The following is a 14,934-nucleotide window of genomic DNA, read 5'->3' as shown; positions in this document are numbered from 1 at the left end:
TTGTGCAGGAACGATGCGGCAGACGGGCCGGAGCGGGCCCACCGGAACGGGCCGGACCGTGCTGTCGGCGCTCTGGGCAGGCGCCGTACACTCCCGGAGTGACCGCCACCGTTCCTTCCATAGACGAGCCGGACCAGCTCGAACCGCAGCTCGCGCCCGCTTCGCGCCGCGCGCGGCTGCTGCGCCTCTGGCCGGCCGCCACCGCCGCGCTCGCCGGAGTGCTGCTGTACGTCAGCTTCCCGCCGCGCACCCTGTGGTGGCTCGCCCTGCCGGCCTTCGGGATCTTCGGCTGGGTGCTGCGCGGCCGGTCCTGGAAGGCGGGGCTCGGTCTCGGCTACCTGTTCGGTCTCGGGTTCCTGCTGCCGCTGCTGGTGTGGACGGGCGTGGAGGTCGGCCCGGGACCCTGGCTGGCGCTGGTCGTCATCGAGGCGGTCTTCGTCGCGCTGGTCGGCGCGGGCGTCTCCGTCGTGTCGAAGCTGCCCGGGTGGCCCCTGTGGGCGGCGGCCGTGTGGATCGCGGGCGAGGCGGCACGCGCGCGTGTGCCGTTCCGCGGCTTCCCCTGGGGCAAGATCGCCTTCGGCCAGGCGGACGGCGTCTTCCTGCCGTTGGCCGCGCTGGGCGGCACTCCGGTACTCGGCTTCGCGGTCGTCCTGTGCGGATTCGGCCTGAACGAGGTTGTCCGCCAGGTGATCGAGTGGCGTCGTACCGGTGCCGTACCGCACGTTGCAGCGGTCGTCGCCGCGCTGAGCGTGGTCGTCCCCGTGGTGGGCACCCTGGCCGCGCGGACGCTGGTGAGCGACAAGGCCGAGGTCGGCACCGCGACGGTCGCCGTCATCCAGGGCAACGTGCCCCGCGCGGGCCTCGACTTCAACTCCCAGCGGCGTGCCGTGCTCGACTACCACGCACGTGAGACCGAGCGGCTGGCCGCGCAGGTCAGGGCGGGCAAGGTGGCACAGCCCGACTTCGTGCTGTGGCCGGAGAACTCCTCCGACATCGACCCCTTCGCCAACCCGGACGCCGCCGCGGTCATCGAGAACGCGGCCAGGGCGATCGACGCGCCCATCTCGGTCGGCGGTGTCGTCGAACGGGACGGCAAGCTCTACAACGAGCAGATCCTGTGGGACCCGGAGAAGGGCCCGACCGACACCTACGACAAGCGGCAGGTACAGCCCTTCGGCGAGTACCTCCCGCTGCGCTCGATGCTCGACCACATCAACAAGAACTGGACGACGATGGTCCGCCAGGACTTCAGCCGGGGCTCCGAGCCGGGTGTGTTCACCATGGACGGCGCCAAGGTCGGCCTGGCCACCTGCTACGAGGCCGCCTTCGACTGGGCGGTGCGTGACACCGTCACCCACGGCGCCCAGATGATCTCCGTGCCGAGCAACAACGCCACCTTCGACCGCAGCGAGATGACCTACCAACAACTCGCGATGTCCCGTGTCCGCGCCGTCGAGCACAGCCGGACCGTCACGGTCCCGGTGACCAGCGGTGTGAGCGCGATCATCATGCCGGACGGGAGGATCACCCAGAGGACGGGCATGTTCGTCGCCGACTCGCTCGTCCAGAAGGTGCCGCTGCGCTCCTCGGAGACGCCGGCCACCAAACTCGGCATCCTGCCGGAGATGCTCCTCGTCCTGGTCGCCGCCGGCGGTCTCGGCTGGGCGATCGGCGCGGGTGTGCGCGGGCGGCGCGCCGGTGGCGTGTAGTCGTACGCCGGTCGCACGCCCCCGTGATCAACAGGAGTGACAGGGCCACCCGGTTAGGGTCGGGGCATGGCTACTCCTGACTTCATCAGCGCTCTCCGTGCCTCCGCCGGCCGTCAGTTGCTCTGGCTGCCCGGTGTCACCGCCCTTGTCTTCGACGACGAGGGCAGAGTGCTCCTGGGACGGCGTACCGACACCCGCAAGTGGTCGGTGGTCGGCGGCATCCCGGACCCGGGCGAGCAGCCGGCGGCCTGCGCGGTGCGGGAGGTCTACGAGGAGACGGCGGTCCGGTGCGTGCCCGAACGGGTGGTGCTCGTCCAGGCCCTGGACCCGGTGACGTACGAGAACGGGGACGTCTGCCAGTACATGGACATCACCTTCCGCTGCCGGGCCGTCGGCGGGGAGGCGCGGGTCAACGACGACGAGTCCCTGGACGTCGGCTGGTTCGCGGTGGACGCCCTGCCCGAACTGAACGAGTTCGCGCTGTTCCGGATCAAGCAGGCGATGCCCGACGCCGAGATTCCCACCTGGTTCGACACCACGGGTTTCGCGAGTTTCGCATGACCTGACCGTCGCGGCGCGGAGAACGGCCTGGCGGACGATCCGGCCGGCCTGCTCCTGGATTCCGTATCCAGCGGCAGGCCGGCCGTGCCGCGTTCGCCCGTCAGTCGCGGCCCGTGCCCCGGTAGAGGTCCAGCTCACCGTCGAGCTCCACCGCCAGGACGGTCGCGTACACGTCGAGGTCGGCCGCCCCGGGTGCGTCGATCCAGGTCACGCCCGGCACCTTGTCCAGGCCCCCGGTGACGTGGTGGCCCAGCTCGGTGCCCGTACCGACGACCGAGACGCGCCGTACGGCGTTGCGCAGGCCCCGGATCGACACTGCCTCGCGGGGCGCGTCGAAGCAGATCAGGTACAGGGTGCGCCGGTCGGCGGAGAGGGTGCTCGGCCCGTAGTGGTGCCCGGCGGGCAGGCCCGCGACCGTGCCGTACACCGCGTCGGCGTGCTTCGTGACCCAGGAACCGAGCCCTTCCAGGCGCTCGACCTGCTCCGGGGGAATCGTGCCGTCCTCCCTCGGGCCGGCCGCGAGCAGCAGGTTGCCGCCCATGCCGATCGTCTCCGTGAAGTAGCGCACCAGCTGGCGCACCGACTTGAAGTCGCGGTCCTCGGCCCGGTGGCTCCATGAGCCGTTGATCGTCAGGCACAGCTCCCACGGGCCGTCCGGGGCGACCAGCGGAACGCCCTGCTCGGGGGTGGCGTAGTCGCCGTAGCCGAGCATGCGGGCGTTGAGGACGGTGTCCGGGTTGCCCGCGAGGATCAGCTCGGACAGCTCCCGCATCCGCCACTGCTCCTCGGTGCGCTCCCACTCGCCGTCGAACCAGAGGATGTCGGGGCGGAAACGTTCGACCAGCTCGCCCACCTGGCCGTCGCGGTAGGCGAGATAGCGCGCCCAGGCCTCCGGGTCCTCCTCGCCGGGGCGGGCCTGGGAGTAGTCGTTGGGCTCGACGATGTGCGGTCCCGGGCGACGCTCGCTCGCATAGTCGGGGTGGTTCCAGTCGGAGTGCGAGTAGTAGAGGCCGACCTTCAGGTTCCGCTCGCGCAGGGCGTCGACGAAGCCGGTGACCAGGTCGCGGCCGGCCGGAGTGTTCCGGACCACGTCCAGACCGCGGTGGTCGGTGTCCCACAGGGCCACGCCGTCGTGGTGCTTGGTGGTGAGGACGGCGTACTGGGCGCCGACGCGGGCGAACAGCTCCGCCCAGGCCTGCGGGTCGTAGCGGGAGGCGGTGAAACGGTCGAGCTGTTTCATGTACTCCTCGTGCGTGACCTCGCCCGTGTAGAAGGACCACGACTCGGCCCACCCGTCCACGGCGTAGATGCCGTAGTGGATGAAGATGCCCAGCTTGGCATCGGAGAACCAGGGTTGCATCGGCATACGCCCACGCTAGGCACGGGCTGTCGGCGCGCGCGTGGGTGACGGTCACCATTACTGGTCCGTTCTCACCATGGGTGGCGATCGCTGTGGGATCTGGATCAGCGACACAGCGCGTCCCCGACGTCCCCTGTCGGCAGGACGCATGCCCGCGACCCGGTCGGGTAGGCGACGCACACCGCGCCCGGGACCGACAGCGTCCCGGGCGGTCCGCACGACAGCCACGACCGGAGGATCCCCCCATGGAGACGCCCGCACACCATCACACCGCCACTCCGGCCCGACGGGCGCTCGACGCCCTGGCCGACAACACCCAGGATCCGGCCGCGCTGGACGTCCTCGCGATGAGTGACGTCCTGGTCCCTGTACCGGACGACGTCAGTGACGTGGACGCCGGAAATCCCTCGACCGTGGCCCTGCCCGTCCTGGAGGAGCGGGACGGGCGGGAGGCCGTGCCCGTGTTCACCTCGGAACCCGAACTGGCCGAGCTGCTGCCGTCCGTCGCCCGCTACCGTCTGATCCCGCTGGGCGCGCTCGCCGACCAGTGGCCCACCGGCGATCTCTCGCTCACCATCGACGCGGCCTCCCCGCACGGGATGACGGTCACCTCCGAGGGTGTACGCACCCTGCTGGCCAGGCCGTTCCAGTACTGAACCCTCAGCCGGCCAAAGGGACTTGCCGGGGTCGAGGACGCCCAGCGGATCGACGCGTCCTTGACGCGCCGCTGCAACGCGTGGGCGGCGGGCCCCAGTTCGTCGGCGACCCGCTGCCGCTTCAGCACTCCCACTCCGTGCTCGCCGCTCAGTGTCCCGCCGAGCCGCAGTGCCAGGGCGAAGCTCTCGCCCGCAGCCTCCCAGGCCGCGTCCGGCAGCCCGTTCAGGTCCGGGTCGACCACGATGATCGGCTGGGCGCCCCCGGCCGCCCCGGAGCCCGTCCCGCTGGTCGCGATCGGGGACTTCTGCGCCATCCGCCGCCGGGCCATCGCGACCCTCGCCGAGCAGGGCGTCGCGGCGTCGGTGGTCGGCGACGCGGGCTATCCGGCGGGGGTCCTTGACCTCGCCCGCACCGGCCGGGGCGTGGCCCGGCTGGCCATGGTGGGCCCGGCCCCCGACGGCCTCACCCCGTACGGGGGCCTGCCCCCGGTCCCCCCGATCCCGATGAGCGCCCTGGCCCGCCCGGGCGCGGACCCGGCCACGGTCGAGGCGGCGTTCGCGGCGGTACGACAACTGCTGCACTGATGATTCCCGGGCCCCCGCAAGGGGCGCGGAGAACCGCGTGACAAGCCCCACCGGCCCGCAGCAAACGGACTACCTGTCCGCCCCGGTCCCCAACGTCCGGGCCAGAGCGGCACGTTGAAGCGGCAAAACCTCTTCGTGCAGCTCTCGTCCCCGGGCTGTCAGAGCCACCCACACCCCCCGCCGGTCCTCCACACACATGCTGCGCTCCACCAGACCGTCCTTCTCCAGCCGCCCGATGAGCCGTGACAGCGCGCTCTGGCTGAGGTGGACCCGCCCGGCGATGTCCTGCACCCGGCACTGCTCGCCCGAGTCGGAGACCTCTCTCGCGCCACCGGCCTCGGAGACGAGGACGTCGAGCACCTCGAAGTCACTGGCGCCCAGGCCGTGCGGATGCAGCACACGGTCGATCTCGCACATCGTGCGCGCATGCGTCACCAGGATGTCCCGCCACTGGTCCGCGAGCCCCGCACCGGCCTTGTTCGTTGCCATGCACCCCATGTTAATGCGTGTGCATAAATACCGACGTGGCTGAGGTGGTGTGACCGCCGGCTCAGGCGGATCCCCGCTTGATCAGCTCGGTGGGCAGGATCACCGCCGCCGGATCCTCGCCGCCGATCTGCGCGAGCAGCACCCTGACCATCTCGGCGCTGATCCGGTCGTAGGGCTGCCGGATGGTCGTCAGCTGGGGGCGGGCGGCCAGGGCGGCCGAGGAGTCGTCGAAGCCGCCCACCGACACGTCCCCGGGGACGCCGCGTCCCGCGCGCTCCAGTGCCGTGAGCACACCCTGGGCCATCAGGTCGGACGCGACGAACACGGCGTCCAGGTCCGGGGCCTGGGCCAGCAGCCGCTCCGCGCCCGCCTCGCCGCTGGCCCGGCTGTAGTCGCCGGAGACGACGAGGCGCTCGTCGTACTCGATGCCCTCCTCGGCCAGGACTTCGCGGTAGCCGGCGAGGCGCTCCACACCGCCCGGGGTGTCGAGCGGGCCGGTCACCACGGCGATACGGCGGCGGCCCAATGACAGGAGGTGGCGGACCATGTCCCGGGCACCGTCGCGGTCGGCCGCCGCCACGTAGCTCACCTTGGAGCCGAGGCCGATCGGCTTGCCGCACGCCACCAGCGGTACGCCCGCCTCGCACAGCTCCTGCGCGACCGGATCACCGGAGTGGCTGGAGACCAGCAGCACCCCGTCGACATGACCGGCGGTGATGTACCGCGTGATGCGGCGCCGTTCGTCCTCCGTGCCCGCCAGCATCAGCAGCAGCGGGATGTCGTGGGCCGCCAGTGCCTGGGTGCAACCCCGCAGCAGAACATTGAAGTTGGGGTCCTCGAAGAAGCGTTCCTGAGGCTCCGTCAGCAGGAAGCCGATCGAGTCCGAGCGGCCTGTGATGAGCGAGCGGGCGTGTCGGTTCACCACGTAACCCGTCTTGCGGATCGCGGCGTTCACCGCCTCGTGGGCGGTCGGGCTGACGTAGTGCCCGCCGTTGAGCACGCGCGAGACGGTGCCTCGGGACACTCCCGCCTCGCGGGCCACGTCATGGATCGTCGGCGGTTTGCGCCGGCCCCCGGTATTGCTCATGGTCATGACTTTACGGCTCCGGAGAGCAGGTCCAGGCTCCAGAACCGCTGGATGACCAGGAACAGCGCGATCAGCGGGAGGACCGCCAGGAACGCGCCCGTGATCACCAGCGTGTAGAGGGCCGGGGTGTTCGCTCCCTGTTCGAGAAGCGTGAACAGACCCAGCGTGATCGGGAACTTCTCGTCGTCGCTGAGCATGATGTAGGGGAGCAGGAAGTTGTTCCACACGGCCACGAACTGGAACAGGAACACCGTCACGAGGCCAGGGATCATCATCGGGAGCGCGATCCTGGTGAAGATGCGCCACTCGCCCGCGCCGTCCATCCGCCCGGCCTCGACCACATCGGCCGGCACCGCCGCGGCGGCGTAGATCCGCGCGAGGTAGATGCCGTACGGGGAGAGGATCAGCGGCAGCATCACGGACGCGTAGGAGTCCGTGATGTCGGCCTTCGCCAGCAGCAGGTACTGGGGGATCGCGAGGATCACCGGCGGCATCAGCACGCCCGCCAACAGGACGCTGAACACCGTCTCCCGGCCGCGGAAGCGGTAGATCGCCAGCGCGTAGCCGCTGATCGCGGAGACGGCCGTCGAGGCGAGGGCGCCGAGGCCGGCGTAGAGGGCGGAGTTGCCCATCCACTTCCAGTAGACGCCGTCGCGGTAGGCGCTCAGCTCCTTCACGTTGCCGGTGAAGCCGCTGCCGGGCAGGAACGTGAACGTGGAGAACAGCTCACTGCCCGACTTCGTCGCCGCGATCACCACCCACGCCACCGGCAGCAGGCAGTACAGGGCGCCCAGGAGCAGGGTGATCGTCGGGACGAGGGCGATCCGGCTGCGCAGTGGTGGCCGCCGGTCGGTGCCGGGCCTGGTGGCCGCCGCCGCCTCGGCCGTGCCCACGGCAAGAGAACTCATCGTGCTGCCTCCTGCTTGTTACGGGAGTTCGCGGCCCGCAGGAAGCCGAACGACAGGACCAGCGTGACGATCGCGATGATCGTCGCCTCGGCCGCGGCCGAGTGGATGTCACCCTTGCCGAAGGCGTCCTGGTACACCTTCATCAGCGGACTCCACGTCGTGGAAACGGAGTTGGTGAGCGGCTTGAGGGTGGTCGGCTCGCTGAACACCTGGAGCGTCGCGATGATCGAGAAGAAGAAGGTCAGCACCAGCGAGGGCGCCACCATCGGGATCTTGATCCTGAGGGCGGTCTGCAGCGGGGTGGCGCCGTCCAGCGTCGCCGCCTCGTACACCTCGGCCGGGATGGACCGCAGCGAGGTGTAGATGACGATCATGTTGAATCCGGTACCGCCCCACACCGCGATGTTGGACAGGGCGAGATACAGCGGACCGCCGTCCAGCAGGTCCGGCTGCGGCATCCCCAGCTTGTCGAGGACGAAGTAGAACGGGCTGACGTCGGGCAGGTAGAGGAAACCCCACAGCAGCGCGGCGACGGCGCCCGGAATGGCGTACGGCAGGAAGATCGCGAGCCGGGTGAAGGAGGTGAGCCGCACCTTGTCCGCGTCGAGCATCAGCGCGAAGACGAGGGCGAGCCCCAGCATCACCGGGATCACGATCGCGCCGTAACCGACCACGCGCAGCGCGCCGTCCAGCAGCTCGCTGTCGGTGAGGGCGTCGGCGTAGTTCCCGATGCCCGCCCAGACCTCCTTCCGTGCCCCGGCACCGAGGCCCAGGCCGGACACCTTCACCTTGTGCAGGCTCAGCCAGAGCGCGTAGCCGATGGGCAGCGCGAAGAAGAGGGCGAACAGGATCACCGCGGGGAGGAGGAAGGCGTACGGGGCCGACCTGACCCCGTACGACCTCCGGCGTGCGATGCTCACTCCGCGACTCCGAAGCCCTGCTTCTTCAGGTCCGCGACGGTGTCGTCCTGCATCGTCTTCAGGGCGGCACCGAAGTCCGACTTGTTCTTCGACGCCGAGGCGAACGCGTCCTTGAACGAGGTGTACGCCACGTTCACGTTCGGGCCCCACGCGGACGGCGCCGTGGTCTTCGCGATCTCGGCGGCCTGCGTGTAGAAGTCCGCCTGGTTGGAGAAGAACTCGGGGGACTTGACGAACGCGCCGCTGAGCTGGGCGCCCGTGGCGGCCGGGTAGATCCCGCCCTCCTTCGCGAGTGCGGCCAGCGCGGCACGGTCGGTGTTCAGCCAGGCGGCGAACTTCGCGGCGGCCGACTTGTTGCCGGAGTCGGTGGTGACGGCGGTCGAGGAGCCGCCCCAGCTGCCGGTCACGTCCTCGCTCACCGACCACTGGGGGAGCGGGGCCATGGCCCACTTGCCCTTGGTGTCAGGGGCGGCCGTCGTCAGCGTGCCCGGCGCCCACACCGCGCTGACCCACGCGATCTGCTTGCCTGTGTTGAGCGCCTTGTTCCAGGCCGGGGTGTACATCGGCTGGTTGTCGATGGCGTCCTCCTTGACGAGGTCGCCCCAGAACGTGGCGACCTTCCGGGTCGCCGCGTCGTCGATACCGACCTTCCACTTCTCGCCGGAGGTCGTCCACCACTTGGCGCCGGCCTGCTGGGCCAGACCCGCGAAGAGACCGGAGTCGTTGGCGGAGAAGGTGGTGAGGTCCTTGTCCGGGGCCTTCTCCTTCAACGCACGGGCGGTGTCCGCGAACTCGGCCCAGGTGGCCGGGACCTTCAGGCCGTACTGCTTGAAGAGATCCTCGCGGTAGTAGAACATCATCGGCCCGATGTCCTGCGGCACCGCGTACACCGCGTCCGTGCCCAGCGTCGTCTGCTGCCAGACACCCTCGGCGAAGTCCTTCTTCGCGTCGCCGACCTCGCCCGAGATGTCCGCGAGCGCGTCATTGCTGACCAGCGTCGGCAGCGCCTGGTACTCGGCCTGCACCAGGTCCGGTGCCTTCTTCGCCTTGTGCGCGGTGAGGATCTTGGTGACCAGGGTGTCACCGGACGCCTGCTTCTTCACCGTGACGGTGATCTGCTGCTCCTTGCCCGGCCCCTTGTTCCACAGGTCGACGACCTTGTCCATGCCGGGCGTCCAGGTCCAGTACGTCAGCGACACCGGGCCCGACCGGGCGTCGCTGTCGTCGTCGGACCCGCAAGCGGCGAGTGTGGTGGCGCCGAGCGTGACGGCGACCGCGGTTGCCACGAGGCGCCACTGCTTCGTGTTCGGCATGGAACGTTCTCCCCTGACCTGGTGGGGCCCTCGCCTGCTGCGAGAGCCCGCCATGCTGTCTGTGAGCGTTCACAGTAGAGAAACACACTGGACACTTGTCAATGGTTGTTGCCGTGCGGTTATCTAGGGCCCGCACCGCGAAAGCGGTGTGTGCACGTTCCCAAGACATGTTCCACAGTGACCCACCAACCGGGAGACATTCCATGCCGGAGACCACCCCCACGGGCCTCACAGGGCTTGCCTTCGGCGGGGACTACAACCCCGAGCAGTGGCCGGAAAGCGTCTGGCCGGAGGACGTCCGGTTGATGCGCGAGGCCGGCGTCACGATGGTCAGCGTCGGAATCTTCTCGTGGGCACTGCTGGAGACCACCCCCGGGGCGTACGACTTCGGCTGGCTCGACCGGCTCCTGGACCTCCTGCACGAGAACGGCATCCGCGCCGACCTCGGTACGCCCACGGTGGCCCCGCCGGCCTGGTTCTACCGCGAGCACCCGGACGCTCTGCCAGTCACCCCCGAGGGCGTGCGTTACGAGTTCGGCTCCCGCGCCGCGATCTGTCACAGCAACACCGACTACCGCGCCGCCGCCGCCGGCATCACCACGAAGCTCGCCGAGCGCTACGGTGCCCACCCGGCGCTCGCGATGTGGCACGTGCACAACGAGTACGGCGTCCCGGTCTCGGCCTGCTACTGCGACTCCTGCGCGGCCCACTTCCGCCGCTGGCTGGAGTCGGCGTACGAGACGGTCGACGGTGTCAACGAGGCCTGGGGGACGGCCTTCTGGGGCCAGCGGTACGCCACCTTCGAGCAGATCAACCCGCCGCGCGCCGCACCCACGGTCGGCAACCCGGGCCAGGCCCTCGACTACAAGCGGTTCGCCGACGCCACCATGCGCGAGAACTTCTGTATGGAGCGGGACATCCTGCACCGCCTCTCGCCCGGCATCCCGGTCACCACCAACTTCATGACCGCGCTCAGCCAGTGCGACTCCGTCGACTACTGGGCCTGGGGCCGCGAGGTCGACATCGTCACCAACGACCACTACCTGATCACCGACGGCCGCCGCACCCACGTCAACCTGGCGATGGCCGCCGACCTCACCCGCTCCGTCGGCGGCGGCGCCCCCTGGATCCTGCTGGAGCACTCCACCTCGGGCGTCAACTGGCAGGCCCGCAATCCCGCGAAGGCACCGGGCCAGATGGCCCGCAACTCCCTCGCCCATGTGGCGCGGGGCTCCGAGGGCGCGATGTTCTTCCAGTGGCGCCAGTCCCGGCGCGGCGCCGAGAAGTTCCACTCGGCGATGCTCCCGCACGGCGGCACGGAGACCCGTGTCTGGCGCGAGGTCGTCGAACTCGGCGCCTGTCTCGACTCGTTGGCCTCCGTCCGCTCCACCCGAACCGTCGCCGACGTCGCCGTCCTGTGGGACTGGCACTCCTGGTGGGCGCAGAACCTCCAGTGGCGCCCCAGCGAGGACCACGACCCGCGCGAGCGCGCCGACGCCTTCTACGAGGCCCTGTACGACCGCCACCTCACGGTCGACTTCGCCCACCCGGAAGCCGACTTGTCGGCCTATCCACTTGTCGTCGTCCCGGCCCTCTATCTGATGACGGAGGCCGCCGGGAGCAACCTCAGGGAGTACGTCGAGAACGGCGGCACCCTCGTCGTCTCGTACTTCTCCGGCATCGTCGACGAGCACGACGCCGTGCACGAGGGCCCCTACCCGGGTGCCCTGCGCGACGTACTCGGCCTGACCGTCGAGGAGTTCTCGCCGCTGCTCCAGGGCGACACCGTCCGCATCACCGGCCCCGACGGCTCCGAGCTGACCGGCGACGTGTGGACCGAGTTCGTCGTCCCGCGCGGCGCCGACACGGTCTGGACGTACGCCGACGGACTCGCCGCCGGCCACCCGGCCGTCACCCGCCACCGCCTCGGCGAGGGCACCGCCTGGTACGTGTCGACCCGCCTCGACGCGCACGGCCTGGACGCCCTGCTCGGCTGGGCCACCGAGGACGCCGACGTCGCGCCCCGCGCCGACCTCCCGCACGACGTCGAACTCGTGCGCCGCACCGGCGAGTCGGGCACCTATCTGTTCGCCGTCAACCACACCGCGTCGGACGCCAAGGTGACCCTGGAGGCCCCCGGCACCGAGCTGCTGACCGGCGAACGGGCCGCGGGCCGCCTCGCGGTGCCCGCCGGAGCCGTCCGGGTCGTACGGCTCGACGGCTGAACCCGACGGCTGAGCCGCAAGTTCCCCTCCGCCCGTGCGTGCCACGAGAGCCGCGGGCGGAGGGGTTCCCTCCCGCCCCTCAGGAGGGACATCCCCAACCCATCACGTCGAAGGGACGACGGACGACGATGTTCCATCCCAGACGCACACCCAGGCGCACCCTCAGGGCCCTGCTGCTCCCGCTCGCCGCAGGCCTCGCCCTCACCACCCTTCCCGCGACCTCCGCGCAGGCCGCCAGCACGCTCACCAACGGCGGCTTCGAGGCCGACGGTTCGGGCGCGGCTGTTCCCAACAGCTGGTCGGAGTACGGCGACACGGGTGCCTCGTACGTGGAGTCCGGTGGCCGCAGCGGCAGTTACCGCCTGTCCCACTACTCCGCCTCCGCCTACAAGGTGGAGACCTACCAGTACCTGTCCGGGCTGACCAACGGCAACTACAGGCTCACCGCGTGGGTGCGCTCGGGCGGCGGCCAGAAGTCGGCCTACCTGGCGCTGAAGAACTGCGGCAGCTCCGAGCAGCGCACCGACCTGCCCGTCTCCGCCAGCGGGTGGATCCGGATCGTCGTGCCGATCGCCGTGACGAACAACCAGTGCACGATCAGCGTCAACTCCGATGCCAACGCGGGCAACTGGATCAACGTCGACGACCTGACCTTCGCCTCAGGCACGGGCGGGGTGTCCGTCAAGGGCGCCGACATCTCCTCCCTCCCCAAGAGCGAGGCCAAGGGCGGTGTATACAAGACCGCTTCGGGGACGACGAGCGACGCGCTCACCGTCCTGAAGAACTCCGGCATGAACTACGCGCGCGTCAAGGTCTGGGTCAACCCGGCCGACGGCTACAACAACAAGGCGCGCGTCCTCGCCCTCGCCAAGCGCGTCAAGGCGCAGGGCATGAAGCTCCTGGTCGACTTCCACTACTCGGACACGTGGGCCGATCCGGGCGCCCAGTCCAAGCCCTCCGCCTGGGCCGGCCACTCCTACAGCCAGCTGAAGACGGACGTCTACAACCACACGTACGACGTCCTGAACGCCCTCAAGTCCCAGGGCACCACCGCCGACATGGTCCAGGTCGGCAACGAGATCAACGGCGGCATGCTGTGGTCCGAGGGCTCGACCGACAACTGGTCGCAGCTCGCCGGGCTGCTCAACTCCGGCTACAACGCGGTCAAGGCGGTCAGCTCAGGCACGACCGTCGCACTGCACCTGGCCAAGGGCGGCGATCTGTCGGGCACCCGCTGGTGGTTCGACAGCGCGGTCTCCAACGGAGTGAAGTTCGACGCCATCGGCCTGTCCTACTACGGCTACTGGCACGGTTCGCTCCACGACTTCCAGACCACCCTGGACGACGCGGCAGCGCGCTACGGCAAGCCGGTGTTCGTCGCCGAGACGGCCTACCCCTTCCGTCTCGACAGCAAGGACTCGCACGAGAACATCATCGACACGACTGGTGAGCTCGTCTCCGGGTACGCGGCGTCCACGGCCGGGCAGTCGGCCTGGTTCCGGGACATCCTGAACATCGTGGAGGCCGTTCCGAACGGCCGTGGGCTCGGCGTCTTCTACTGGGAGGCGACCTGGACCGCGGTCACCGGCAACGGCTGGGACCCCACGGCCCCGTCCTCCGGCAACGGCTGGGAGAACCAGGCCCTGTTCGGCTACGACGACAAGGCGCTCCCCGCGATGACGTGGTTCAGCCACCGCTGAGCCGACAGGGACGGGGGCCCGGCTGCCTGAGGGGGGTGGCCGGGCCTCTGCGCGTTGGGATGCAAGGGCTTGCTCGAACGTATGTGCATCTCGGGGAAGGTTCGACCTCGGCCAAGAGGTGTGAAGCCCCGGACGCGGCGGCCCCGACTGCGGGACATTGGGAGGCACGGCACGCGGTGACCGGGACGAGGAGGCGCGATGCTGAAGAGACCGGTAGGCGGCCAACGCCTGGAGATCCTGGAGTGGCTGAGGGACCCGGCCGCGCACTTCCCGCCCCAACGGCACGGCGATCCCGTCGAGGACGGCGTCACGGCGGCGGCCGTCGCCGCGAAACTCGGCGTCCCCCTGGCCGTCGCCACCACCCACCTGGGCCTGCTCGCGGGCATCGGCGCGGTCCGGACGAAGAAGATCCGCTGGCGAACCTTCTACCGCCCCGACGAGGTGCGGATCGCCGAGGTGGCCCGCATGTTCGAGAAGGGCTGGTAGCTGTCTGCCGACGGCTGGGCGGCAGTCTTTTGCGCGCGGTAAGCCGCCGCGGGGCTGGGATGCCGGGGATGCCGCGCGACTTGGTGCGTGGAGTTGCCTGCGGGCCGGTGGCGGCTGGTCGCGCCCGCGCGGCGGAGCCGCATACGGACACCGCCCCGCGCCCCTTCAGGGGCACTTCGTCGCACCGCAGTTCATAGGCCCCGCTCACTCGGCGCAGCAGCTGTCGTACGGCCGCGAACGCGATCTCGACCGTGGGCGCCGACCGACCCGGGTGCAGCCCTCACGCCCCCGGCGTTACCCTGTTGACCGGCCGCGATCCCCGATCGCGGCGCGGCGGTGGGGCCCGCCGTACCCGAACCGCGGCAGCACCGCCGCCAACGGTCCCTACTTGCGCACACAGGCGCGCCCGCATGCCCGGGCGCCGGCGAGTAGGAGACGTACGTCCATGACAGCCCCCGACATCCCCACCGGGACCGTCGCCGCCCGGCCTCGCCCCTCCGTTCTGCGTGGTCAGGCCCCGTTCGTCGCGGTGGTCGCGATCGGCGGCGCGATCGGCGCCTGCGCCCGGTACGCGGCCTCGCTTGTTTGGCCCGCGCAGACCGGCGGTTTCCCCTGGACCACCTTCTGGGTCAACGTCGTCGGCTGTGCCGTGATCGGCGTGTTCATGGTGGCCGTCACGGAGATCCGGACCGCCCACCGTCTCGTACGCCCGTTCTTCGGCACCGGAGTGCTCGGCGGCTTCACCACCTTCTCGACGTACGCCGTCGACATCCAGAAGCTGGTCGACCACGACCGTCCCGGCATCGGGCTCGCCTACCTCGCCGCGACCCTCTTCGCGGCCCTCGCGGCCGTGACACTCGCGGCGACCGCGACCCGCCGGGTCCTGAAGCGGAGCCGACGATGACAGGGCGGACCGGCAGCGTCCCGTGCGTGAC

14 protein-coding genes and 1 pseudogene are annotated in these 14,934 nt (G+C 70.2%); 8 read left to right on the top strand and 7 right to left on the bottom strand.

Annotation, left to right across the window (positions count from 1 at the left end; all coding sequences use genetic code 11):
* The first annotated feature begins 98 nt into the window (after positions 1-98).
* Together lnt and IEY89_RS18485 are read left to right on the top strand one after the other, a co-directional pair.
* Positions 99-1,709 carry an apolipoprotein N-acyltransferase gene (lnt, locus tag IEY89_RS18490; RefSeq protein ID WP_189148527.1) on the top strand — a complete coding sequence of 537 codons (1,611 nt, stop codon included), beginning with the start codon at positions 99-101 and terminating at the stop codon, positions 1,707-1,709.
* A 66-nt stretch (positions 1,710-1,775) separates the two neighbouring features.
* Positions 1,776-2,270 (top strand): NUDIX hydrolase, encoded by a 495-nt coding sequence (locus IEY89_RS18485; RefSeq protein WP_189148526.1) that lies wholly within the window; start codon positions 1,776-1,778, stop codon positions 2,268-2,270.
* A gap of 100 nt (positions 2,271-2,370) precedes the next feature.
* Here the strand turns inward: IEY89_RS18485 and IEY89_RS18480 are convergent, their stop codons facing one another.
* Positions 2,371-3,636: an alpha-L-fucosidase gene (locus IEY89_RS18480; protein ID WP_189148525.1), complete on the bottom strand. Its 1,266-nt coding sequence runs from the start codon at positions 3,634-3,636 to the stop codon at positions 2,371-2,373.
* 239 nt (positions 3,637-3,875) lie between these two features.
* Between IEY89_RS18480 and IEY89_RS18475 the strand changes: the two genes are divergently transcribed.
* Positions 3,876-4,286 carry an SseB family protein gene (locus IEY89_RS18475; protein WP_189148524.1) on the top strand — a complete coding sequence of 137 codons (411 nt, stop codon included), beginning with the start codon at positions 3,876-3,878 and terminating at the stop codon, positions 4,284-4,286.
* A 113-nt stretch (positions 4,287-4,399) separates the two neighbouring features.
* Here IEY89_RS18475 and IEY89_RS18470 read toward each other — a convergent pair.
* Positions 4,400-4,600, bottom strand: a pseudogene (locus IEY89_RS18470) (FAD-linked oxidase C-terminal domain-containing protein); the annotation flags it as partial.
* A 49-nt stretch (positions 4,601-4,649) separates the two neighbouring features.
* On the opposite strand from IEY89_RS18470, the gene IEY89_RS41925 reads away from it, so the two are divergent.
* On the top strand, positions 4,650-4,871 hold the full coding sequence (locus IEY89_RS41925) for a hypothetical protein (RefSeq protein WP_373287257.1): 222 nt from the start codon (positions 4,650-4,652) through the stop codon (positions 4,869-4,871).
* Positions 4,872-4,940: 69 nt separating this feature from the next.
* Here the strand turns inward: IEY89_RS41925 and IEY89_RS18460 are convergent, their stop codons facing one another.
* The 5 genes from IEY89_RS18460 to IEY89_RS18440 form a co-directional block, all read right to left on the bottom strand.
* Positions 4,941-5,360 (bottom strand): MarR family winged helix-turn-helix transcriptional regulator, encoded by a 420-nt coding sequence (locus IEY89_RS18460; protein ID WP_189148523.1) that lies wholly within the window; start codon positions 5,358-5,360, stop codon positions 4,941-4,943.
* 61 nt (positions 5,361-5,421) lie between these two features.
* On the bottom strand, positions 5,422-6,453 hold the full coding sequence (locus IEY89_RS18455) for a LacI family DNA-binding transcriptional regulator (protein WP_189148522.1): 1,032 nt from the start codon (positions 6,451-6,453) through the stop codon (positions 5,422-5,424).
* Complete coding sequence (locus IEY89_RS18450; RefSeq protein WP_189148521.1) at positions 6,450-7,355, bottom strand: carbohydrate ABC transporter permease; 906 nt, start codon at positions 7,353-7,355, stop codon at positions 6,450-6,452. Before IEY89_RS18450 ends, IEY89_RS18455 begins: the two co-directional genes overlap by 4 nt.
* Positions 7,352-8,275, bottom strand: coding sequence for a carbohydrate ABC transporter permease (locus tag IEY89_RS18445; RefSeq protein ID WP_189148520.1), 924 nt, complete (start codon positions 8,273-8,275; stop codon positions 7,352-7,354). Before IEY89_RS18445 ends, IEY89_RS18450 begins: the two co-directional genes overlap by 4 nt.
* Positions 8,272-9,588 (bottom strand): ABC transporter substrate-binding protein, encoded by a 1,317-nt coding sequence (locus IEY89_RS18440; protein ID WP_189148519.1) that lies wholly within the window; start codon positions 9,586-9,588, stop codon positions 8,272-8,274. Before IEY89_RS18440 ends, IEY89_RS18445 begins: the two co-directional genes overlap by 4 nt.
* 203 nt (positions 9,589-9,791) lie before the next feature.
* Between IEY89_RS18440 and IEY89_RS18435 the strand changes: the two genes are divergently transcribed.
* The 4 genes from IEY89_RS18435 (at position 9,792) to crcB (ending at position 14,903) form a co-directional block, all read left to right on the top strand.
* Positions 9,792-11,813: a beta-galactosidase gene (locus IEY89_RS18435; protein ID WP_189148518.1), complete on the top strand. Its 2,022-nt coding sequence runs from the start codon at positions 9,792-9,794 to the stop codon at positions 11,811-11,813.
* Positions 11,814-11,941: 128 nt separating this feature from the next.
* Positions 11,942-13,513, top strand: coding sequence for a glycoside hydrolase family 53 protein (locus IEY89_RS18430; RefSeq protein ID WP_189148517.1), 1,572 nt, complete (start codon positions 11,942-11,944; stop codon positions 13,511-13,513).
* A 198-nt stretch (positions 13,514-13,711) separates the two neighbouring features.
* Positions 13,712-13,999 (top strand): ArsR family transcriptional regulator, encoded by a 288-nt coding sequence (locus tag IEY89_RS18425; protein ID WP_189148516.1) that lies wholly within the window; start codon positions 13,712-13,714, stop codon positions 13,997-13,999.
* A 445-nt stretch (positions 14,000-14,444) separates the two neighbouring features.
* Positions 14,445-14,903, top strand: a complete 459-nt coding sequence (crcB, locus tag IEY89_RS18420; RefSeq protein WP_189148515.1) for a fluoride efflux transporter CrcB — start codon at positions 14,445-14,447, stop codon at positions 14,901-14,903.
* The last annotated feature ends 31 nt before the right edge of the window (positions 14,904-14,934 follow it).

Source organism: Streptomyces lacrimifluminis (genome assembly GCF_014646095.1).
Lineage (GTDB): Bacteria > Actinomycetota > Actinomycetes > Streptomycetales > Streptomycetaceae > Streptomyces > Streptomyces lacrimifluminis.
This window is presented reverse-complemented; position numbering and strand designations above follow the sequence as displayed.

Excerpts from the sequence above, each read along its gene's own strand:
- IEY89_RS18485 (WP_189148526.1), top strand. The coding sequence starts at position 1,776 with ATGGCTACTCCTGACTTCATCAGCGCTCTCCGTGCCTCCGCCGGCCGT.
- IEY89_RS18480 (WP_189148525.1), bottom strand. The coding sequence starts at position 3,636 with ATGCCGATGCAACCCTGGTTCTCCGATGCCAAGCTGGGCATCTTCATC.
- IEY89_RS18475 (WP_189148524.1), top strand. The coding sequence starts at position 3,876 with ATGGAGACGCCCGCACACCATCACACCGCCACTCCGGCCCGACGGGCG.
- IEY89_RS18460 (WP_189148523.1), bottom strand. The coding sequence starts at position 5,360 with ATGGCAACGAACAAGGCCGGTGCGGGGCTCGCGGACCAGTGGCGGGAC.
- IEY89_RS18455 (WP_189148522.1), bottom strand. The coding sequence starts at position 6,453 with ATGACCATGAGCAATACCGGGGGCCGGCGCAAACCGCCGACGATCCAT.
- IEY89_RS18450 (WP_189148521.1), bottom strand. The coding sequence starts at position 7,355 with ATGAGTTCTCTTGCCGTGGGCACGGCCGAGGCGGCGGCGGCCACCAGG.
- IEY89_RS18440 (WP_189148519.1), bottom strand. The coding sequence starts at position 9,588 with ATGCCGAACACGAAGCAGTGGCGCCTCGTGGCAACCGCGGTCGCCGTC.
- IEY89_RS18435 (WP_189148518.1), top strand. The coding sequence starts at position 9,792 with ATGCCGGAGACCACCCCCACGGGCCTCACAGGGCTTGCCTTCGGCGGG.
- IEY89_RS18430 (WP_189148517.1), top strand. The coding sequence starts at position 11,942 with ATGTTCCATCCCAGACGCACACCCAGGCGCACCCTCAGGGCCCTGCTG.
- IEY89_RS18425 (WP_189148516.1), top strand. The coding sequence starts at position 13,712 with ATGCTGAAGAGACCGGTAGGCGGCCAACGCCTGGAGATCCTGGAGTGG.
- crcB (WP_189148515.1), top strand. The coding sequence starts at position 14,445 with ATGACAGCCCCCGACATCCCCACCGGGACCGTCGCCGCCCGGCCTCGC.